Below are 20,159 nucleotides of genomic sequence, written 5' to 3'. Positions count from 1 at the left end.
AAACAGTATCATTGGATATGTGGAACCGCCATAAACCCCAAAACTTCGAAATTCACAATCAGCATCTCGGTACTTAATCCATAAATTTTGGGATTTTTTAAGTAAATTAACTTGTTCTTGTTTGTCTGAAATATGTTTTAATATTTCTTGGTATATTTGATTTAGTTTCTTATCAACTTTCTTATATTCTGCAGCGACACAATAATTCATGTCACCTTGTGTCATGGTATTATTACAATCAACAGCAAAAGCACAAGATATCGAACTAAGAAATAGCCAACAGAAAATAATTGCTTTTTTCATTATTTTATCATTTTTAAAAATAATTAATTAAGAATCACACACCGTGACGTTCTGCAATTAAACTTTTTATTTTACCTATAGCTTTAGCAGGATTTAAGCCTTTCGGGCATGTCTTAGTACAGTTCATAATCGTATGACAACGGTAAAGCTTAAATGGGTCTTCTAAAGCTTCAAGACGTTCACCGGTATTATCATCTCTTGAATCGGCAATCCATCTATATGCTTGTAGTAAAATCGCAGGACCCAAATATTTATCACCGTTCCACCAATAGCTAGGACAAGAAGTAGAACAGCAAGCACATAATATACACTCATATAAACCATCAAGCTTTTCTCGGTCTTTAATCGACTGTAACCTTTCAGAGTTTGAAGGGGTAGGGCTATCGGTTTTGAGCCAAGGTTCTATAGATTCGTATTGTGCATAAAAATGCGACATATCAGGCACTAAATCTTTCACTACTTTCATATAAGGAAGCGGATAGATTTTGATATCGCCTGATATATCTTCTATTGGTTTTATGCATGCTAAAGTATTTGTACCGTCAATATTCATTGCACAACTACCGCAAATTCCTTCCCGACAAGAACGCCTAAAAGTTAAAGTAGAATCGATTTCATTTTTGATTTTAATTAAAGCATCTAAAACCATCGGTCCGGTTTTGCTTAAATCTATCTCAAAACTATCGATAGTAGGATTCTCATCAAGATCAGGGTTATACCTATAAATTTTTATCTTTCTAGGTTTAAGCATTTCCTCTTGTTCTTTATGCTCTCTACCTTTTTTTACTACTGAATTTGGCGGTAACCTTAACTCTGCCATTTAAGTACTCTCTTAAAATTTGTTTTTAGAACTATACAAAATAATTAGCTAATTCACAATCTTTCATACCTGTTACGTGGATGACATTAATGTCTCTAGGTTGCCATGCTACTTACAGTTACTCACAAGGTATTGCCAGCGTGGATACCGATGTCATTCCCGCAGAAGCAGGAATGACATCAAGAGCATTTACTGGTCCACACAACAATGCCTACTCACAATGACGATATTTATAGTTAGCAATCCATATACGAAGATCAACTTCAAAAAGAGCCAGGAGTTCACAAGACGAGGAACGCAGCGTATACTTAATACGTGAATACCGCAGTACTTGTAGAACGACGTAGCCAATTTTTGAAGTTGATCGAGTATATTCCATTATCCATTAAACTGCTCTTATTGAGTCATATATACTTGCTATTATTTGTGGAATTACTGAATTGCCTATAACCCTTTAATCCATCTGCAACATAATGATCTTGAGGGAAACCCCTTAAATATTTACATTCATTGATTGCTAGTCTTCCTATCTTATCATTTATATAATAAAGACCGGTTCTAGCACCGCCACCAAAAGCTGATAAAGTGAATGACCGAAAGGGCTGTAAATCCTCTCACCTTAACCGCCTTTATTAACTTGACCAATCCTAATTGACTTTAATTGCTTTTCAACCGGTGTTTTATCTAAAATAACATCATCTCTATTAATATATAAGTTTTTATCAACATCCTGTTCTAAAATATTATTAAGAAAAATCCTTTCATAAGACTCTTCCGGTTTTACATATTTGAGTGTATATTCACTGCTAAAGTCTTTTCGTAAACAAACAAAATAAACTCTTTCTCTTTGTTTGCGGTACTCCAAATAATGAAGCACTTAACACATTTCTATATACTTTATAGCCAATCTCATCTAATTTTTGGTCTATAGTTTCAATTACGCTGCCATTATTAATATTCAGAATATTTTTAACATTCTCAAGTAATAATATATAGGGTTTGTGATATTGTGCTATTCTGATTATTTCATACAAGAGTCTACATCTCCTTTGTCTATATCAGAAGAAAAAACACATTCAAGACCCTTTATTTCCAAGACTTTTCTAAAACCACCGATACCACAAAATAAATCTATAAATTTATACATAAATTATACTACTAAACTTAGGAAGCGGAATTTTCTTTTTTAGCTTTAGTTGTTTTTGTTTTCTCAGGTGATTTTTCTTTATCTATTTTTATAGTAGATGAATCATTAAAAGGAAATTTATTCTCCTCTTCTGAATCTAAAGCTCTACCGCTAAGTAAATTTTTAATTTGCTGACCAGACAATGTCTCATATTCAATTAAAGCATTTGCTAGGGTATGAAGTTGATCTATATGTTTTGTTAAAATATCTTTTGCAAATTCATATCCTTGCGTAATAATTCTTTTAACTTCAGCATCAATTAACTCTGCAGTAGCTTCCGAGGTTTCATTATTAGGTTGTCTATCATACATATCGTCACCACTTGAACCGTGAAATATCGGTCCTATTAAATCACTTAAACCTGCTTTTGTAACCATCGCTCTTGCAATATTAGTTGCACCTTTTATATCCGACGAAGCTCCTGAGGTAACTTTATTTCTACCGAAAATAATTTCCTCCGCTACTCTTCCTGCCATATAAACTGCTATAGATGATTCCATCTGTTCACGATTCTGAGAATATTCATCAGTTTCAGGAAGTCTTTGCACCATCCCAAGAGCATTACCACGCGGTATAATCGTAGCCTTATGAATGGGTGATGCTGCAGGACAATAAAGTCCTACTAATGCATGTCCTCCTTCATGATATGCAGTCAACCTTTTTTCTTTCTCCGACATTGCAATAGAGCGACGTGCAACTCCCATCAGCACCTTATCTTTTGCCTCTTCCATGTCGTGCATATCTACTTCTTTCTTACCAAGCCTTGCAGCAATAAGAGCAGCTTCATTAACTAAGTTAGCAAGTTCAGCACCGGAAAAGCCCGGGGTACCACGAGCAATAATTCGTGCTAGTACCGTACTATTATATTTAATTTTCTTTAAATGTACTTTTAGAATTTGCTCACGACCGTTTATATCAGGGTTTGCAACGGCAATTTGACGATCAAACCTACCGGGACGCAGTAATGCACGATCAAGAACATCAGGACGGTTTGTAGCTGCAATGATCACAACTCCCTCGTTTGCTTCAAATCCATCCATTTCGACTAACATTTGGTTTAAGGTTTGCTCACGTTCATCATTGCCGCCACCCATACCGATACCTCTATGGCGACCTACCGCATCAATTTCATCGATAAAGATAATACAAGGAGCATTACGTTTACCCTGTTCAAACATGTCACGCACACGGCTTGCACCGACACCTACAAACATTTCAACAAAATCAGAGCCGGATATGCTAAAAAACGGAACATTAGCCTCACCTGCAATTGCTTTAGCAAGAAGTGTCTTACCGGTTCCGGGAGGACCTATAAGTAAGCAGCCTTTCGGTATTTTACCGCCAAGCTTTTGGAACTTGCTTGGATCTCTTAAAAAATCTACTATTTCAGTTAATTCTTCTTTTGCTTCATCGATACCTGCTACATCTTTAAAGGTAATTTTTGGTCCTTTATCTGATAGCAACCTAGCTTTAGATTTTCCAAACCCCATGGCTTTCCCACCTCCATGCATTTGACGCATGAAAAAAACCCAAACACCTATCAATAAAAGCATAGGAAACCAAGAAATTAAAAAGCCTAAAAAGGTATTCATCCTTGTTTCAAGAGGCACTACTTCAATATTAACGTCATTGCTAGTAAGACGATTTACTAAATCAGGATAATCAGGAGCATAAGTGTTAAAAGTAGAGCCGTCATTTGAAATGCCTTCAATTACTCTACCCTGAATTTTTACCGAATTAACGGTCTTTTCATCAACTCGTGTTAAAAAATCCGAGAAAGTTATATTATTTCTTCCGCCAAGTAAACTGTCAGATTGGAACACATTAAAAAGTAATATTACAAAAATAAAAAGTGCTGCCCAAGCTAAAATACTTCTACCTTGATTATTCATCGATATAAAACCTAATAAAAATTTTTATTGGTATAATAGGTCTGTAAATAAATTTTAATTAGTAGTTAAAATTTATTTACAGATAACCTCTTAAATACCGGTGTTAGCAAAAATGGGTGAAACGAGATACAAAATTTGGAGCAAAAGATACTTCAAAGTTCCACATGTCATTATCATAATATGATATATGTGGTATTGCTATAACTTTTTCAAGTATTTTAATGATAGGTAAGGTCAATAAAACTGCATTGTGGTTTTTGCAGGATAGATTTTTCAAAGGTTCTAAATCTAATTGTTTCTTTATTATTTTATAATCTTCTAACGATAGATGAGTTACAAAACAATTTGGAGTTTCTTGATTTTTTGTGATACAAAATCTATTATCCCAAATAACGAATTTATCTAGTAATATTTTACTCTCAGGTAATTTTTTGCCGAATTCCCTGTATATAAGTAACTCGTTTTGTATACGCTTAATTATACAGCCATGAAGTGTATTCTTAAAGTTTACGTCTTGAGTAATTAATTTCAAAATAGGTTCTACCGAATAAAAACGAGCTGCTCTAGATTGTCCACTAATTATTATCAGTAAAAAATTAATTATTTGCACTTTCACCTCATTTGAAAACTTATCAAATTTAACTAAATCAAGAAAAGCAAAGCCATATTCAAAAATCTTGACTGCTTCAGCTATCGCCGATATTAATTCAGGCTTAAACTCGTTTTCTATAAGTTTGTTGGTTTTAAGTTGTTGTGAGATTATTGCGGTTTTAGACATCTTTCCAAACTTCGCTTCTAGAGGTAAAATTGATCCACGCAACAATGCCTCCTTACCTACGCTTGTGTACGCTGCGGTGCTACGTTCCGTGTCTCCTTTAAATTTCTCTCTATAAGCTGGTTTGGAAAGATGTCTAATATAATCTGCACCTTTAGCTAATTTTTGCCTAATAACATTTCGTCTATATTTATCAGATGAATTTGACTCATCTTCAAACCATTTTATATTATGAATGACTAAATATTCTACTAATTCACTTTTTGGAATATTATATAGCGGTCTAATTATTTGTATATTATTATACCAATTGATATTACTGCTACTAAGTCCAAATATACCGCTATTACGCTCTAATCTTAAACAAAAATTTTCTACGTAATCATCTTCATGGTGAGCAGTTAAAAGTACTAATATATCGAGTTCTAGACATAGATTTGTCATCAAATCATAGCGTCCTTCTCTTGCTCTTTCTTGTAAATTGGAAAAATTATTTTGATGATCAAAAGATAAACTATAATGCTTGCGATTTAGACTATTACTGATATTTTGGATATAATGGGTCTCTTGCTTCGACTGTTCCCGTAAGTTATGATCAACCGATATAACAAATAATTCTATATTATTTTTTTCTGCCCAAATATTAGCAAGATAAAGAAGTGCTACCGAATCGCTCCCACCAGATACTGCAATCGATATTTTAGATAAGCCAAAATTACCTATTAGATTATTGATATTATACTCAAATTTTTCATATAGCATGGTTGAAAAATGTTAGTATTGTAAAGTGTTTGGATATTGTGGTCAAACGTAGTAGTATGTCATTTCCGCGTAGGCGGGACGTTGTTGCATGGCTCTTATGTCATTCCTGCGAAAGCAGGAATCCAGAAAAAAAGTATAAATACAGCAAATTTTTGAAATTAAAAGCTCGCTTTATGCTGGATGCCCGCCTACGCGGGAATGACATCGAGCAAGTTTCTCAATCCATACAACAATGCTCTGCTTTTGCAATGGTAACAAAAAACCACACAATTAGATGATAAAGAAAATTTATGCTGACTCAGCTAAATCTTCTGAAGTTTCAGTCTTTTGTTCGCGTAAATAATCTTGTGCTTCTGATTCTGATCTTGCAACAATAACCGTAACTATAGCATTAAGCTCTGCATGGAGTCTTATTTCAACTGTATAAATTCCGGTAAATTTAATTTGTTTATCAAGAATAATATTTGAATGAGAAATATTATAAGATGCATTTTCAGATAATTTATCGGCTATTTCTTTATTAGTAACCGAACCGAAAAGTTTACCGTCATCTGATGTTTGACGGATAAAAACTAATTTTTGATCTTTAATAAGAGCATTAATTTTTTCTATTTCTTCTCTTATTTGCTTATCTTTTGCTTCAAATTCGTGTTTTTGTTTAACTATTAGTTCTTTATTAGGCTCAGTAGCCCTAATAGCTAATTTTTGCGGTAAAAGATAATTACGACCAAACCCGTCTGCTACTTTGAGTATGTCGCCAATTTTACCTAATTTTCTTACGGGTTTTATTAATATAATTTCCATGTATTATGCCTTTATTTAGCTTGAAATACAAAAGGTAATAACGCTAAAATTCTTGCAATTTTAATAGCATTATTTAGCTTTCTTTGTTTCTTTGCACAAACATTTGTGATCCTGCTTGGTAACATTCTACCGCCTTCAGAGACAAATTTTATTAAAAGCTCAGGATTTTTATAATCAATAACAGGTGCATTAGGCACAGAAAGAGGGCATCCTTTACGTCTTCTAAAAAATACTTTTTTAGCAGTTTTATCTCCTACCTTGCGAGCAGCTATTTCACTAGCATTATTACTTTTTGACATTCTTTAACCTTAATTCTTACAAATTTAATTATTAATCGTTACGTCAATTACTGGAGTATTCTCTGTACTTTGATTTTTTAATATCGGTGAAGGTTCACTACTAATTGAATCTGCTTGAATTGTAAGAAATCTAATGATATTTTCGTTAAGCTTCATTTTTCTTTCTAGCTCTTCTTTTACATTACCAGTAACATCTAGACCTAAAAAATAATAATGTCCTTTTTTGTTATTACCGATTTTGTAAGCTAAAGTTCTTAACCCCCAATATTCTTTTTTTATGATAGTGCCATTATTATCTTTAATAATTTTAGCAAAATCATCAACGATTTTATCTATATCGTTTAATGATACGTCTTGGCGTATAATAAAAACTGATTCATAAAAGCTCATGATATATAAGAATCTCCAACAAACAAACTTTAAAATAAAGCTATTTATAGCAACTAAAACTATTAAATTCAAGTATTATCTTTAAAAAATTATTATTTCTTTGTTTCTTTTTATAAAAAGTTTGCTATAAACCCTAATAAATTAGAAAATTATTACAAAAATTTTTAATTATTTACTAAATATTAATAAAGATTAATTCAGTGTTTGATAAGCTATTACCTGAAGTTTTAATTATAGAAGAAAAAAATAAAAAAGTGTTAATATTTCTTTAAGTAATGATATATAGAGAGCAGGATTTAATATAATGAGGGCTTCAACTCTAGAAAAAGCATTAACTTATTTTTTTAGTCAGCCGCTTGCTATCATGATTATTAGTGCAGAATTACAAGAAAATCCTTTAATAACAATAAATAACGTTAGAAAAATTAATAAATTTTCTAAAACGCCTATAATATTTTGATTATCAAACAAACAATTAAATTTAACAGAAATAGAGGATAACGTGCTATTTTTTTATAAGCCCTTCTTATCTGAGCAAATAGTAGGTACTTTTAAAGAGCTTATTGAGACGTGCCAAGTCAGTTGTACAAGATAATATTATTAAATTTAAGAATCTAAATATTGATTTAAATACTGAAAAAGTATACAAAGACGGACTGAATATTTGTCTAGGTCCTACTGAGTTTAAAATTTTACGACTTTTTTTTCAGGTTCCAAATGAAGTATTTTCGCGTCAAGAAATAATAAAATATTTATGGGAAAATGAAGAGACCTTTAATGGACGTCTCATAGATGTTCATATAAATAGGATTAGAGAGGCCTTAGGGAAAGACAATTTAATTATTACAACCGTTCGTTTTATCGGTTATTGTCTAAATAAGGATAACTAGAATTTTATTGTCAAAATTTTCTTTGTATTTATGCATTAAGTATGTTAAATATCTTTTTATTCGTTGCCGATTTATATATTTTATAACTAAAAACTGTAAATTTTATGTTAAATAAACTAAATAAGCCTGCTTTATTTGCTTTAATATTTTATCCTATTTTTATTATATCTCTTGTAGTTAAATATTCGTTTGATTATGGAATAGGGCTAACTGAAGTTATTTTTATAATTGCTAGTTATTATATTAATAATATTACCGTTGGGATCGGTTTGCATAGGTTATGGTCTCATAATGCCTATAAAATAAATAAATATGCCGAGTTTGTCTTAATTATGCTGTCTGCAGGAACATTACAAGGACCAGCTTTATCTTGGGCATCAAATCATTATAAACATCATAGATATACGGATCAAGACCAAGATCCGCATACTCCTTTAAAATTTGATAATAAATTTTTAGGCTTTATGTGGTCTCATATAGGATGGATGCTAGTCGGAAGCGGTAGCTATAAGTCTATTGATCGCATTACTTGGGCTAAGCACGGGAAAAACAATTTATTAAAATGGCAGCTAAAATATTATTGGCAAATAGCAGCTTTTATGAATATTGTCGTGCCTTTATTTATCGGTTACTTAGTCGGCGGTACTATACAATCGGCATATGCAGGATTTTTATTTATGGGGCTCGGTAGATTCCTACAGCAGCAAGCAACCTTCTGCGTTAATTCTTTATGCCACTTTGCCGGTAGTAAAAAATATTACAAAGGCACTGCCGGAGATATTTGGTGGATGGCATTATTCTTACTCGGTGAAAATTGGCATAATTACCATCATGCTTTTCCTTCAGATTATCGTAACGGTGCAAAATGGTATCATTTTGACGTTCACAAATGGATAATATTTTTAATGAGTAAAATCGGTTTAGCTTCAGAACTTGAACGTACTACAAAAGTACGTATACAGGCAAAAATGCAAGAAACTTTAAGCTATCTTAGTGAAAAACAAAAGCAAAAATTGACTTTAATGCAAACTAAAATAGATCATTTATTAGAGAATCTATGCTTAAAAATTAAAGAGCTTGAAGAATCATCTATTGCTATTAAAGAACAATTTAAAAAATCTTTTGTAGAAATACAAGAATCACTTAAAAATTTAGCGGAGCAAGTAAGTTCTGCAACGCAAATAACAGAAAAACCGTCGGAAAAACTATTAAAAATAGTTAATAAAAAAATTATTGATGCCGAACAATCTATTTATAAGCTGTATAATCAATTAAATACCTTAAAGGTATCTAATTAGACATTATTAAATAAAGATAGATATCGGTATCCATGTGGGCAACACCTTCTCACAATGACGCAAACTATCATTTTTTACTTAACAATGCCTCTAATTAGTTTCAATTTGAATGATAAAAATTTTAGGTATAGAATCAAGCTGTGATGATACAGCTGTTTCTATAATCACCGAAAATCGAGAAATCTTATCTAATATAATCATTTCACAAAATACAGAACATGCAGTTTTTGGAGGGGTAGTACCTGAAATTGCTGCACGTTCTCACTTATCGCATCTAGATAAAGCATTAAAAAATGTTTTAAAAGAAAGCAACACTAAATTAACGGACATTAGTACAATTGCCGCAACTTCTGGTCCAGGTTTAATCGGCGGTGTTATAGTTGGCTCAATGTTTGCAAGATCGCTAAGCAGTGCTTTAAAAAAACCCTTTATTGCAATTAATCATTTAGAAGGTCATGCCTTAACCGCAAGACTAACCGATAATATTCCTTATCCTTATTTACTCTTGTTAGCTTCGGGCGGACATTGCCAATTTGTAGCCGTTTTAGGTCTCGGAAAATATAAAATACTAGGATCTACTATAGATGATGCCGTAGGCGAAGCCTTTGACAAGGTAGCCAAAATGCTAAACTTAGCTTTTCCCGGAGGACCTGAAATTGAGAAAAGAGCAAAACTTGGCGATCCTCATAAATATAAATTTCCAAAACCTATAATTAACAGCGGTAATTGCAATATGTCCTTTTCAGGGCTTAAAACTGCCGTGCGTACTTTAATAATGAATTTAAAGGAAATTAATGACACTGTAATCAATGATATAGCGGCAAGTTTTCAATTTACTATAGGAGAAATTCTAAGTAGTAAGGTACAAGATGCTATTAGAGCATATGAACAAATAACAAATAATTTTAATAAGAAGAATATAGTTATTGCCGGCGGTGTCGCTGCTAATAAATATTTACAAGAAATATTAAGTAGTTGTGCTAAAACATATGGTTATCGGCTTATTTATCCACCTATCCACTTATGCACCGATAATGCTGCAATGATTGCATATGCAGGACTTGAGCGTTACAATAATAAGTTATTTACTCCTTTGAATTTCTGTCCAAAAGCTAGGTGGAGTTTAGAGGATATTAGTAATTAAAATTTATTTACTGATATCCTCCAAGAAGAAATATAATTTTTTAATATTGACACTTCTTAATTTAGTAGTATGATATGTAATTACCATGAAACATGACAATTACATATATAAAAAAGAGGTAAGTTTATGAGCGATAGCAATTATGAAAACATATACAAAGCATTTAATTGTTTTTCAGAAGCAGCCAATTCTGCCTATTCAGCCGTAAATACTTTTTTAGAACTACCTAATGTATTTAATAAATATCCTACTGTTATTTCTGTAATTTTTTCTAAAACAGCAAAATTAGACTCTAATATAACCAATATAATTAAAAACGGTGTTATTATATATGAGATATCAACAACCTTAATAGGGGCCGTAAATACTTTTTATAAAGATAAAAAACTAGTCGATAAAATATTAAAAGACGGACAGAATGCTATTGATAAGCTTATTGAAACAATAACCTATTTATCTCCAATAGTTACAGATATTACAAATTCTTACTTAGTTGATCCGTATAAAGAAGAAAAAGCACTATTATTTGACTTACAAATTCCTAACTCTACTAGTAGTGATTATTATAAATTATCAGGTACTGAAAATATAACATTAGCTGAAATTGAATATTATTAAACTAATTTATAGAATTTTTTTATTACTTTTTCTAGATGACCATACTCCTTTTAGTTGTGGTCTTGTTGCATTGCTCGTTTTGTGTCATTCCTGTGGAAGCGGGAATGACATCAAACGCGTTTTTTGAGCCATGCAACAAATCTTTTAATAGCCCGCAATGACAAAATCAATAATTATTAGACAGTGCCTTTAACAAGAATAGTGGATTATGCGATAATTCGTTATTCGGAAAAAATTAATCAACTCATTGTTACCTTCAATTCTTTATCCTTTGCATTTATTTTAACGGTTTTACCGCTACTTATTTCTCCTGCTAAAATCATTTTGGCTAAATTATTTTGTATTTCCCGCTGGATAAGGCGTTTTAAGGGTCTTGCTCCAAAGCTTGGATCATAACCTTTTTCGGCTAAATAATTTAAGGCAGATTCATCAAATTCAAGAATAATATTTTGTGCTAGTAAAATTTTCTTTAAGCTTTCAAGCTGTATCTTAACTATATCATGAATATTATTACGATTTAGGCGATGGAATAATATAATCTCGTCTAGTCTGTTTAAAAACTCAGGTTTAAATACTGCTCTTACATATTCCATAACCTCATCCTTTACTTTATATGTATCTTCGTCCTCTTTCTGATTAACGAGTATCTCAGCACCTAAATTAGATGTTAAAACTATTATAGTATTCTTAAAATCAACCGTTATACCTTGACTATCTGTTAATCTTCCCTCATCAAGTATTTGCAGCATAATATTAAATATGTCGGGATGGGCTTTTTCAACCTCATCAAATAATATTACCTGATAAGGACGGCGTCTTACTGCCTCCGTCAACACCCCACCTTGATCATATCCGATATAGCCGGGAGGAGCTCCTATCAGGCGAGAAATAGCGTGCTTCTCCATATATTCCGACATATCTATACGAAGTATTGCATTACGGTCATCAAAAAGAAAACCAGCTAAGGCTTTGGTAAGCTCGGTTTTACCAACTCCGGTCGGTCCTAAGAATAAGAACGAACCAAGCGGGCGGTTAATATCTTGAATCCCTGCACGTGATCTTCTTACCGCATCACTAACACCTTTAATTGCCTCATCCTGCCCTATTACCGATTCTCGTAATTTCTGCTCCATCACAAGCAGACGCTCACGTTCACTTGATAGCATCGTATCAATTGGAATACCAGTAATACGAGAGATAATACTTGCTATATCGCTTTCCGATACAATTTCTTTTAACAGCCCTTTATTATCCATACTTTCGGCTTCCTGAATCTTTTTCACAATCTCAGGTATAATTCCGTATTTTAGCTCACTAGCTTTAGCGAGATTAGCATCACGTTCGGCACGTTCAAGCTCGTTTCGACTACGGTCTAGTTCTTCTTTGAGCTTTTGTGTTTGCTGTAGTTTAGACTTTTCAGCTTGCCATTTAGCTCCCATATCATAGGATTTAGACTCTAATTTTTCTAATTCTGTAGTTAAATGCTCTATTTTCTTTTTAGAATGCTCATCATTTTCTTTTTTAAGTGCTGCAAGCTCTATTTTTATCTGAATAATACGACGGTCCAACTCATCAAGCTCTTCTGGTTTACTTGATAGCTCTATTTTCATACGGCTACAAGCTTCATCAATCAAATCAATAGCTTTATCAGGTAAATAACGATCGGTAATATAACGGTTTGATAACGTCGCTGCTGCAACTATCGCACTATCGGAAATTCGCACTGCATGATGCAGCTCATATTTTTCTTTAATTCCTCTAAGTATTGATATAGTATCCTCAACCGTCGGCTCACTCACGTAAACAGGCTGAAAACGACGAGCAAGTGCCGCATCTTTCTCGATATATTTACGATATTCATCCAGAGTAGTAGCACCGATACAATGCAGCTCACCACGAGCAAGCATCGGCTTTAGTAAATTCGAGGCATCCATAGCACCGTCGGTTTTTCCCGTACCGACTAATAGATGCAATTCATCGATAAATAAAATAATTTCACCGCTTGATTCTTTGATTTCGCTAAGCACTGCTTTAAGACGCTCTTCAAATTCGCCTCGATATTTAGCTCCCGCTATTAAAGCTCCCATATCAAGCTCAATAATACGGCAATTAATAAGCGATTCAGGTACGTCCTTACTAAATATTCGTTGTGCAAGCCCCTCTATTATAGCAGTTTTACCGACTCCAGGTTCGCCGATCAATACAGGATTATTTTTCATACGTCGTGATAGTACCTGCACCGTTCTTCTTATTTCTTCATCACGCCCGATTATCGGGTCAAGCTTACCGCTTTCGGCAAGCTCTGTTACGTCTCTGCCGTATTTCTTTAAAGCATTGTAACTATTTTCTGCCGATTCGGTATCTGCTTTTTTGCCTTTACGAAGCTGTAAAATAGCTGTTGCTATTTTTTTATTATTAATTCCATTATTCGTTAAAATTTTACCGGCTATAGTATTATCATAAGTTAATGCTTCAAATATACGCTCTATGGTTACAAAGCTATCCCCACTGTCTTTAGCAATGCTACTAGCTTTTTCTAAAACTTTAAGAGCTTCAGCAGAAGAATAAACTTGTCCCCCTCCCTCAACCTGAACTTTTGGGACTTTATTTAATTCTAGCTGAACTTGATCTTTTAATAAGTTTATATTACTGCCGGTATTATTAATAAGGGTTTGAATTATACCTGTTTCTTCACTTAAAAGACTAGATAATAAATGCAAAGGTAATATTTGCTGATGATCATTTTTAGCAGCAAGTGATTGGCTACTAGCTATCACTGATTTAGCATGTGCAGTAAATTTATCAATATTCATATAAATAACATATTTTAATTAATAAAGTTAAATATTTTTAACTAGACTATTTTTATATAATAATTTTTAATTAAAATAACAAGAGATGCACAACTACATATAGAATTTTATAACGATAAGGAGTTTTTATTAAATCATACAAAAGAATTTTTAACCACACCCGAAGTAGGTGTTCCTTTAGAAACAAATAGAGCTAAAATTAAAGAAGCTGTTGAAAAAGGCAGCTTTACCGAGGCATTACAGGGTTTAGCAATTTTACGTTATGAGAAAACCGGTATAAAGCTTACTAAAATTGAAGGGACAAACGGTGAAACTCCAATATTAATACGTAACGGTCGTAACAATCCCAATGAAAAAATTGTTTTAGGCACTAAAGCTTTTGAAATGCAATATTTAAATGCTATCAGAAGAGCGATAGACATAGCAAAGGGCGAAAATAAACCTGAGCTTGTGCTGAAATTAAATAAAGCAGCAGTAAAATTTATTAATAGCTTTAATGCTTTGAATATGGAAAAATCACAAGAAAACATCTCAAAAAATATGCAAGCTGAAATTGACAGTGTTGCTGAATTGCTAGGAAAAAATGGTATTAAAAATGCTCATAAAAAATTAAATGTTGCTAAAGATTTTCAAAATTTCAATGATGAGCATTGTAATATAGTAACTTTGTCAAAAGTCATCAATGATGAGGGAAAAGAGCATATTGTAGTCGAAGCGGAAGTAGCTTTTAAAGGCTTAACAGAAGAACAAAAGCAAGAATATCAAAATAGAGACAGTAAAAACTGGTATAATGTAATGCCTGAATGGGAGAGGAAGCTTGTTGATTAGTATACTGATACAATTTAAAACGGTAGGCATGTTATCCCAACCCAGTTACGACAAATTATTGGCATGAAAAACGCCTTTGAGAAAATTGGGGCAATAACCGATAAAGACGGTAAAAATTTTGAAACATTGCTTACATCTAAACATGCAGGTACATTAGCCTCGATTTCAAATGATATAGATTCTAAACAAAAAATTACCGACTTAAATGCACGCCAAGCCCAAGAATGGCTTGAAGACGGCGTTACTCTTCAACTAATACATTAAACTCAGGTCCTATGGAGCTGGCAATGACCCCACAATTGTTGATCAGACAAAAAAATCTATGGAAAATGTCGGTGGGAAAAATACTAATACTCCTCTTAATTTATTTAGGCTTATAGGAGTAACAAATAACTTTGCAGGAGTGAGTGATACTTTAAACAAAATAGCAGAAAATTTACCGACTGAAAAAAGAATTGATGAATTAAAAGCACATATTAAACCTAGAAGCAAATTTGAACGTTTCTTTAGGATAAATAAACCTAAAAGAAATGCAGCAGAAATAATTAACAATGCAAATTTAACGGATCAGGAAAAAGAAATATTAAAAAAAGCTGTAACATTAAGAAAAAATATTGAGCAAGCAGATATTCTTTTTAGAGTATCTTTCGAGACAAAACTTCCTTTTATATCTTTTGATAAAGAAAATATTAATCTAAATATATCAGATGTCTTAAGTAATTTAACAGCGAAAATAAGACAAAATAAACAAGAAACTAAAACCACTAGTTTAATAAATTTACCTCAGGAAGAAATATTAACAATGTGTGTCAGCGATAAAGATAGAGAAGGGCTTAATGAACATAATAAAATATCTCAAGCAGTATCAAAATATACCGGTATAAAAAGAACAGACACCGATAAACAATTACTTAAAAACTGTCATATTGCTTAGCAAGCAGGTAGTATTTATAGGCGGTACAACAATAGGTTGTTACGGCACTAAAAAAGAAAATAAAAGAATCATTCCAAAAAGTAGAAAAGAAACACTTGCCGCTATAATGGCATTAACTGCTAAAACTAATAAAATTGAAGACAAAAAAAAGATGGATAAAAAGATAGATGCAGAATATGAAAAAATCACCCTAGAGAATCTATCGCAATACGCAGTGATAGGAAAGTTGTTAAACCGTTAACTAAATCGGTGTCACAGCTTAAACCAAGTATAACCCCACCGGTTAAATTTAATAAAAGTCAAAATATAGGTATGGAGAAATAATGTCAGAACTTGCAATTGTAATAGGCGGTACTAGAGGAATAGGTAAAGCTACCGCTTTAGAATTAAAAAATAAGGGTCTTACGGTAGTTGCTAATTTTTTCAGCAATTACGACGCTGCTAAAGAAATGGAAGAAAAATACGGTATAAACACCAAACGCTGAAATGTTGCGGATTTTGAAGAATGTAGAAAAGCAGCAAAAGAAATTGAAGAGGAGTTTAAAAAACCGGTAAGTATTCTTGTAAATAATGCTGGTATTACCAAAGATAAAATGCTACATAGAATGAGTCATCAAGATTGGAATGATGTGATTAACGTTAATCTCAATTCTTGCTTTAATATGTCTAGTAGCGTAATAGAGCAGATGCGAAACCAAGATTACGGTCGTAGAGTAAATATCAGTTCAATTAATGCTCAAGCAAGGCAGGTTGGGCAGATTAATTACTCTGCTGCTAAAGCCGGAATTATCGGCTTTACTAAGGCCCTTGCTCGTGAAACTGCTTCTAAAAATATCACCGTTAATTGTATAGCTCCAGGGTATATTGCAACCGAAATGGTAGGAGCAGTACCCGAAGACGTGCTTGTTAAAATCGTTAATAGTATCCCCAAAAAAAGACTAGGACAGCCGGAAGAAATAGCTAGAGCCGTGGCATTTTTAGTTGATGAAAATGCTGGATTTATAACAGGTGAGACTATTTCTATCAACGGCGGCCATAATATGATTTAAACAATTAACTAATAATAGATTAGAATATGAAAGAGATCGTAAACCAATTAATCTCTAAAGGAAGAGAACTTTTAAGTAAAAATGAATATAAAGAAGCACTTAATATATTTACCTTAATTAAACAATATAAAGGTTTTCTACATATCTATTATTATGAAGGCATCATTTACTTGTGTTGGAGAGAGTATAATAATGTTGAACAAACAGACCTTTACCTTAAGGCAGTAGCTTCATTACGACAAGCAACTCTATATACATCTAAACCTAAAGATACTGATGTTTTATTAGGAAAAGCTTTTTATAAAGCAGGAAAATTAAGCGAAGCTGGTACTGTACTTAACAAATACATATCTTGTCCAGAGAATGAGGAAGAATTTCAGGAAATTCTCAGTCAAATAACTCCAGAACTTAATAAAACTACTAATTCACCGATGTTATCGAGAGATAGTAGTCAATTAACTTCGTTTAATAATAAAGATTCGCATGATATAATAGAAGTGAGTCAAACATTAAATGCATTAATAAGCATAATAGCTAAACATGACCACGATATAGTTCGACATGCGCAAGCAATTGCAGACATAAAAAAATGTTACAATCTGCAAATGTTGGGTATACTGCAGATATAAACAACTAAACTAAAGAATTGAAAGTCATTAACCCTAAATTAGAAGAATATTATAAATGTTTTAATATGGCTTTACACAATGTATGTATTGCTGCTAGTGCTGTAAGTAGTGGACTAGTAGTTCCTGATGCAGGACATTTGGAACGTGTGAGTGCCTCTTCTCTTATAAAATGGGTTTGTTATCTTGGCGACATAGCAGTTCTGCATGATGCCGGTGATAATATGTTTAACTCTAAGGAAGAAAAAAAGCTAGTAGATGTACTTACTAAATTTTGTAAAATGATTAATAAACAATCTGATATAAAACCGTACCTGTAGGACAAGATCTACAGAGATTAGCTTTACTTTTTGCTAATTTAAGGAGTGTAGAAATCAAAAAAATAATGAGACAGATTTCAGTAATTTCTTTACGACTAAATTGCCAATGCAAAATAAATTTTTTCGTTATGATACCAATAATACCAAAGAAATGAATAATAATCCTATGGAAAAATTAGCGTTTCAAGATGCTATTTCTTTGATTAGTTATATGTATCATCATGCAGAGGATATATTAAAGAGTTCTAAATCGTTGTTAAATCAAATTTTAACTACTACAAAAGAAGGATTACATTATGGGATGATATAAAGAAAACTACTCCCGGCAATGTAGAGTACGATTTATGGCAAATGGAAAAGCAAGTACCTGAATCTGAAATAATAACTGAGAAAACAAAAAGCGGACAACTGCGAAGTATAAAGATATCTTGTTTTTCGGTTGATTGCTCAAAGCCAATTTTGAAAAAAATAGCGATTTCTTCAACCGGCATCAGAAGAGGAGTTGAAGATTTTCTTAATCAAAAATATTTTGCTGATAAATTTACTGAAGAAAAACAAGGTTGTTTTGTCTTATTCTTAGCATATAAAATATTTAGATATGGTAATAAGGTATGTCTCGAATATTTTAGCGAGCAACAACCGGAGCTAATTACAAAAATTTTTGATAATTATCCTCATTTATTTTTTAGAAGAGAGGTAATTAACATATGTATTAAAAATGAAGATGGTAGACAAAAAGCATTAGATGCAATAAAGTTAAAATCGTCAGATAAATTTTTTAAAGATTGCTTTGATACAGTATTCCCTAAGGTAGATGTTGTTGTAAACCTCATATTTGAAGAAGAACCTAAACCGAAGCACGTACCTAATGAACCTGAGCTTGTATTTAACTTAGAGCTCATACCTTTAAATATAGACGAAAATGATGATGTACTACCAACAGGTAATGTAGAAAATAACCACTAAATTTTTAAAATGACTAGCATATATCACATTCTTGACCGTGTTCCTGCTATTTATAAGCAGGACATGGAAATAGAGTATGAGCATTTGGCTATGCAATTAATTAAGTCCGGTAAATTACGGATAGATACCGATGATTGCTGCAATTTTGCAAGGTTTACCGAACCTGCTCTTAATATAAGCTTAATGGTTAGTCAAGAAGAGCTAACAAGCCCGCATTTAATCCCTGAAACTACCAAGCTTTTTCAAAATTTATATAGAAATTCCGCTTCAGATCAAAAAATAAAATCAATTTTCGATAATTTAAAAAAGCAAATACAAAAGCTACAGCCGGTTAAGAAGGAAGTAACCGAAATGCTAGCACGTATTTTTGTTCAGTCGGCTCATCCGATCGTAATAAGGTGGCTTCTTCTTAATAAGACGGAAGTATTTCTTACCTACTCACATAATATCGGCGATATGATGGATATGGTTAGCTGGCAACGAGTAGGCGGTAATAGCGGCATGCAAAGCACTAACGGCAAGGACGTAGCTATTTTTGTTTCATGCGGCGGTAATCCTTTTGCTGAAAACAATAAAGATCATCCGACTTACGGCAACGGCTTTGCTGCAGCAGCAAGACTTCAGATTATCGCAGCCCAAGAGCTTGGGCATTTTGCCGATATAAAAAGAGATGATAAAGGCAGGCAAATAACTCGCCATTCGGCTAATTTTTCCGGTACTAAAGCTACCGATAAAGTACGAATTGCTAGAAAAAATGACATAATACATTGTCATAATTTGCTGAGTAAGCTCCTTAAAGCAGGTATGAAAAAGCAATTAGATTATGAAACGAAACTTAAATTTTATAATGCAAATAAAGTTAGCGGCTTAAAAGTTTATGCTATAAAATTCATGATTTTTATATATAAATTTCGGCTTTTAAATTATAGCAGTAGGAATAATCTAATATTTGTAAGAAAATTTAAAACCGATGAATATATGGCATTAATGATTGATGCTATGTTTAAAGATATGCAAGCTAATTTATCACCGGCAGCTGACGTGTATAAAAATAAAAACCCTGAAATTGAAGAAGCGATAGCCTGCATTGAAGCCTTAGCAAGAGTACCGCAACAAGCCGTAAAATGGGGATATTTAACTACCAAAGAAACTATGCATGACCTTTATAAAATATATTATAACGAGGTTATACCTTCTTTAATTACTAGCTATAATGCTGTCACCGGTGAAAATTATCAACGTGATTTTAAAAAACAAAAAAGTAATTTCTTTTCTAAAATCAATATCTTTAGTAACAAAAAGTTAGTACTAAAACCGGTTAGGGAATTATGAGTATACTGATGTGAAATGAAGAATGGTAGACGAAGATTAACTTCAAAAAGAGCAAGGAATTCACAGGGCGATGAGGCATTGCTGCGTGGATATTGTTTTTTCGTCATTGC

24 protein-coding genes and 2 pseudogenes are annotated in these 20,159 nt (G+C 32.6%); 15 read left to right on the top strand and 11 right to left on the bottom strand.

Annotated elements, in window-relative coordinates:
* The 10 genes from RGRA_RS0100875 to rpsF form a co-directional block, all read right to left on the bottom strand.
* A partial coding sequence (locus RGRA_RS0100875) for a lysozyme inhibitor LprI family protein (protein WP_024547214.1) occupies positions 1-225 on the bottom strand: 225 nt, incomplete at its 3' end.
* 112 nt (positions 226-337) lie between these two features.
* Positions 338-1,123 carry a succinate dehydrogenase iron-sulfur subunit gene (locus tag RGRA_RS0100865; protein WP_017443538.1) on the bottom strand — a complete coding sequence of 262 codons (786 nt, stop codon included), beginning with the start codon at positions 1,121-1,123 and terminating at the stop codon, positions 338-340.
* A gap of 619 nt (positions 1,124-1,742) precedes the next feature.
* Positions 1,743-1,988 (bottom strand): hypothetical protein, encoded by a 246-nt coding sequence (locus tag RGRA_RS13015; protein ID WP_017443537.1) that lies wholly within the window; start codon positions 1,986-1,988, stop codon positions 1,743-1,745.
* On the bottom strand, positions 1,930-2,157 hold the full coding sequence (locus tag RGRA_RS13010; protein ID WP_236609746.1) for a DNA cytosine methyltransferase: 228 nt from the start codon (positions 2,155-2,157) through the stop codon (positions 1,930-1,932). The genes RGRA_RS13015 and RGRA_RS13010 overlap by 59 nt, the downstream gene beginning before the upstream one ends.
* Positions 2,145-2,270, bottom strand: coding sequence for a DNA cytosine methyltransferase (locus RGRA_RS13005; protein WP_017443536.1), 126 nt, complete (start codon positions 2,268-2,270; stop codon positions 2,145-2,147). The genes RGRA_RS13010 and RGRA_RS13005 overlap by 13 nt, the downstream gene beginning before the upstream one ends.
* A gap of 17 nt (positions 2,271-2,287) precedes the next feature.
* Positions 2,288-4,201 carry an ATP-dependent zinc metalloprotease FtsH gene (ftsH, locus tag RGRA_RS0100850; RefSeq protein WP_017443535.1) on the bottom strand — a complete coding sequence of 638 codons (1,914 nt, stop codon included), beginning with the start codon at positions 4,199-4,201 and terminating at the stop codon, positions 2,288-2,290.
* 103 nt (positions 4,202-4,304) lie between these two features.
* Entirely contained in the window at positions 4,305-5,738 is a 1,434-nt protein-coding gene (gene tilS / locus RGRA_RS0100845; RefSeq protein WP_017443534.1) for a tRNA lysidine(34) synthetase TilS, read from the bottom strand.
* Between the two features lie 288 nt (positions 5,739-6,026).
* Entirely contained in the window at positions 6,027-6,542 is a 516-nt protein-coding gene (gene rplI / locus RGRA_RS0100840; RefSeq protein ID WP_017443533.1) for a 50S ribosomal protein L9, read from the bottom strand.
* A gap of 11 nt (positions 6,543-6,553) precedes the next feature.
* Positions 6,554-6,841 (bottom strand): 30S ribosomal protein S18, encoded by a 288-nt coding sequence (rpsR, locus tag RGRA_RS0100835; protein ID WP_017443532.1) that lies wholly within the window; start codon positions 6,839-6,841, stop codon positions 6,554-6,556.
* Positions 6,842-6,865: 24 nt separating this feature from the next.
* Positions 6,866-7,231: a 30S ribosomal protein S6 gene (gene rpsF / locus RGRA_RS0100830; protein WP_017443531.1), complete on the bottom strand. Its 366-nt coding sequence runs from the start codon at positions 7,229-7,231 to the stop codon at positions 6,866-6,868.
* A gap of 304 nt (positions 7,232-7,535) precedes the next feature.
* Between rpsF and RGRA_RS11625 the strand changes: the two genes are divergently transcribed.
* The 5 genes from RGRA_RS11625 to RGRA_RS0100800 all read left to right on the top strand — a co-directional run bounded on the left by RGRA_RS11625 (position 7,536) and on the right by RGRA_RS0100800 (position 11,181).
* The gene (locus tag RGRA_RS11625; protein WP_157668005.1) at positions 7,536-7,691 is read left to right on the top strand and encodes a hypothetical protein; all 156 of its coding nucleotides are present in this window, start codon (positions 7,536-7,538) and stop codon (positions 7,689-7,691) included.
* Between the two features lie 103 nt (positions 7,692-7,794).
* Positions 7,795-8,121, top strand: coding sequence for a winged helix-turn-helix domain-containing protein (locus RGRA_RS0100815; RefSeq protein ID WP_029662560.1), 327 nt, complete (start codon positions 7,795-7,797; stop codon positions 8,119-8,121).
* Positions 8,122-8,225: 104 nt separating this feature from the next.
* Positions 8,226-9,419: a fatty acid desaturase gene (locus RGRA_RS0100810; protein ID WP_017443530.1), complete on the top strand. Its 1,194-nt coding sequence runs from the start codon at positions 8,226-8,228 to the stop codon at positions 9,417-9,419.
* 109 nt (positions 9,420-9,528) lie between these two features.
* The gene (gene tsaD / locus RGRA_RS0100805; protein WP_017443529.1) at positions 9,529-10,563 is read left to right on the top strand and encodes a tRNA (adenosine(37)-N6)-threonylcarbamoyltransferase complex transferase subunit TsaD; all 1,035 of its coding nucleotides are present in this window, start codon (positions 9,529-9,531) and stop codon (positions 10,561-10,563) included.
* Positions 10,564-10,689: 126 nt separating this feature from the next.
* Positions 10,690-11,181, top strand: a complete 492-nt coding sequence (locus tag RGRA_RS0100800; RefSeq protein ID WP_017443528.1) for a DUF5424 family protein — start codon at positions 10,690-10,692, stop codon at positions 11,179-11,181.
* Between the two features lie 239 nt (positions 11,182-11,420).
* Here RGRA_RS0100800 and clpB read toward each other — a convergent pair whose 3' ends face one another.
* The gene (clpB, locus tag RGRA_RS0100795; protein ID WP_017443527.1) at positions 11,421-13,994 is read right to left on the bottom strand and encodes an ATP-dependent chaperone ClpB; all 2,574 of its coding nucleotides are present in this window, start codon (positions 13,992-13,994) and stop codon (positions 11,421-11,423) included.
* A 384-nt stretch (positions 13,995-14,378) separates the two neighbouring features.
* On the opposite strand from clpB, the gene RGRA_RS13000 reads away from it, so the two are divergent.
* From RGRA_RS13000 to RGRA_RS0100720, 10 genes and pseudogenes are all read left to right on the top strand, one after another.
* Positions 14,379-14,822, top strand: a complete 444-nt coding sequence (locus RGRA_RS13000) for a hypothetical protein (protein WP_017443526.1) — start codon at positions 14,379-14,381, stop codon at positions 14,820-14,822.
* A 63-nt stretch (positions 14,823-14,885) separates the two neighbouring features.
* On the top strand, positions 14,886-15,086 hold the full coding sequence (locus RGRA_RS12995; protein WP_017443525.1) for a hypothetical protein: 201 nt from the start codon (positions 14,886-14,888) through the stop codon (positions 15,084-15,086).
* Between the two features lie 58 nt (positions 15,087-15,144).
* Positions 15,145-15,756: a hypothetical protein gene (locus tag RGRA_RS12475; protein ID WP_017443524.1), complete on the top strand. Its 612-nt coding sequence runs from the start codon at positions 15,145-15,147 to the stop codon at positions 15,754-15,756.
* On the top strand, positions 15,749-15,997 hold the full coding sequence (locus RGRA_RS12990) for a hypothetical protein (RefSeq protein WP_017443523.1): 249 nt from the start codon (positions 15,749-15,751) through the stop codon (positions 15,995-15,997). The genes RGRA_RS12475 and RGRA_RS12990 overlap by 8 nt, the downstream gene beginning before the upstream one ends.
* Before the next feature lie 82 nt (positions 15,998-16,079).
* Positions 16,080-16,805 (top strand): annotated as a pseudogene (locus RGRA_RS10025) (SDR family oxidoreductase).
* 431 nt (positions 16,806-17,236) lie between these two features.
* Entirely contained in the window at positions 17,237-17,434 is a 198-nt protein-coding gene (locus RGRA_RS0100745; protein WP_024547213.1) for a hypothetical protein, read from the top strand.
* 17 nt (positions 17,435-17,451) lie between these two features.
* Entirely contained in the window at positions 17,452-17,751 is a 300-nt protein-coding gene (locus RGRA_RS12985; protein WP_236609745.1) for a hypothetical protein, read from the top strand.
* A gap of 106 nt (positions 17,752-17,857) precedes the next feature.
* The gene (locus RGRA_RS12980) at positions 17,858-18,061 is read left to right on the top strand and encodes a hypothetical protein (protein ID WP_236609744.1); all 204 of its coding nucleotides are present in this window, start codon (positions 17,858-17,860) and stop codon (positions 18,059-18,061) included.
* A gap of 129 nt (positions 18,062-18,190) precedes the next feature.
* Positions 18,191-18,717: pseudogene (locus RGRA_RS0100725) on the top strand (hypothetical protein).
* Between the two features lie 9 nt (positions 18,718-18,726).
* Entirely contained in the window at positions 18,727-20,049 is a 1,323-nt protein-coding gene (locus tag RGRA_RS0100720) for a DUF2748 family protein (RefSeq protein ID WP_017443519.1), read from the top strand.
* Positions 20,050-20,159: the final 110 nt, after the last annotated feature.

The organism is Rickettsia gravesii BWI-1 (genome assembly GCF_000485845.1).
Taxonomy (GTDB): domain Bacteria; phylum Pseudomonadota; class Alphaproteobacteria; order Rickettsiales; family Rickettsiaceae; genus Rickettsia; species Rickettsia rickettsii.
The sequence above is the reverse complement of the archived record's forward strand: the minus strand, read 5'-3'. Positions and strand labels throughout refer to the sequence as shown.